Origin of the sequence: Nonomuraea aurantiaca (assembly GCF_020215705.1) — a bacterium.
Taxonomy (GTDB): domain Bacteria; phylum Actinomycetota; class Actinomycetes; order Streptosporangiales; family Streptosporangiaceae; genus Nonomuraea; species Nonomuraea aurantiaca.
On the sequence record NZ_JAIWNB010000110.1, the window covers coordinates 1 to 1,484 of the forward strand.

Consider the following 1,484-nt stretch of genomic DNA (forward strand, 5'->3'; position numbering starts at 1 on the left):
TCTCCATCAACGGCCCCAGTTACCGACTCAAGAACCGGCTCAGAAACATCGAACAAGCCACTGAGGTCGCCTGAGCTGGTGCACACATCTCCGTACTTGGTGGAGCACCCAAAGAAGTACGCGGACACCAGGTGGTCGGCGACGATCTCGCCGGTGGCCAGGTCGCAGACGAGCAGCCTGCCGCCTTCCTCGGCCACCGCCACCCGGGTGCCGATCAGCCGGGTCGGGACCGAGTAGCGGGCCGAGCCGAACCGCACGCAGGAGAGCCGGTCGACCTTGCGGGTGACCGGCGCCTGGCCGATCGACGGCCGCAGCGACGGCAACACGGTCAGCAGCTCCCGCTCGCCGGCCAGCCGCTCGGCCGGGATAGCGCAGATCTCTGAATGCGTCACCGTGTTGACCTCGGCGCACCACTGGCGGGCGGCCACGTTGGCCACGGCCAGGTCGTCGAACGGCGCCTGCGGCACGACCAGATCACGTTTGGCATAGCCGACCAGGTTTTCCACGATGCCCTTCGATTCCGGGTCGCCGGCCTCGCACCAGTCCGGCCGAAAGCCGTAGTGGGTGGCGAAGCGCACGTAGTCGCTGGTGGGGATGACCTTGTTGGCGACCACGCCGCCCTTCAAGCAGCCCATCCGGTCGGCCAGCACCACCTTGGGCACCCCGCCGAGTTCCTCGAAGCATTCGGCCAGCAACGCCAGCGTCGTGGCGGCCCGCTCGTTGTCGGCGAAGCGCACGAAGCGGACCCTTGACCAGGCCAGCACCGCGCAGAACACGTGCAGCCCGCCGCCCGCGTCGCCCCAGTCGATGACCAGCATCTCGCCCGGCGTCCAGACCGCCGGCCGCCGGCCGCGATGATGACCGCGCCGCCACGTCTTCTTCGCCTCGGCGACCAGCCGCCGGAAGTTGCGCGCCGACCCGGCATACCCAGCGGCCTGGGCCAGCGGCAGCAGCCGCTTGGCCGACATCCTCCCGGCCGTGCTCTGGACCTTCTCGGCCACCAGCTCGGCGACCGCGTCGAAATTGTGCTCACGCCGTCTGCGGCCCGGCGTCTTGTCCCCGGCCAGCGCCCGCTCGATGATGCGTTTGACGGTCTTGTGCGTGGTGCCGCACATCTCAGCGGCTCCGCGATAGGTGCCTACCTCACGGTAGGCGGCGATGATGTCCATGACTTCCCCCGAAGACTTCATGGCCGGGCAGACCCCCTGAGCGGTGATCTCGTGGCTGGCTGACACCGTCACGATCACTGCTCAGGGCACACCCCTCCTCACGACACGCGAACAACGCGAAGAAGAAGCGGGGACCTAAACCGGCCATCAGTGGTGACCTCGAACTGGCCACCTGTGAGGACTTTTACGGCTCTGACGCAAAGCGTGTGACGTCGTCACGCACGGTCATTTCAGCATCGGTTGCATAGGATGATCTTTCGGAGCAGGTCGAAGTTGGCTCGGCCATAGCGGCTGCGTTTGAGAGCCTTGACCCTT

Annotated in this window: 1 protein-coding gene; it reads right to left on the reverse strand. The window is 67.0% G+C overall.

The annotated features are described in order from the left end of the window. On the reverse strand, positions 1–1,190 hold a 1,190-nt coding region (gene istA, locus LDL49_RS56370; protein ID WP_225303185.1), incomplete at its 3' end, for an IS21 family transposase. Positions 1,191–1,484: the final 294 nt, after the last annotated feature.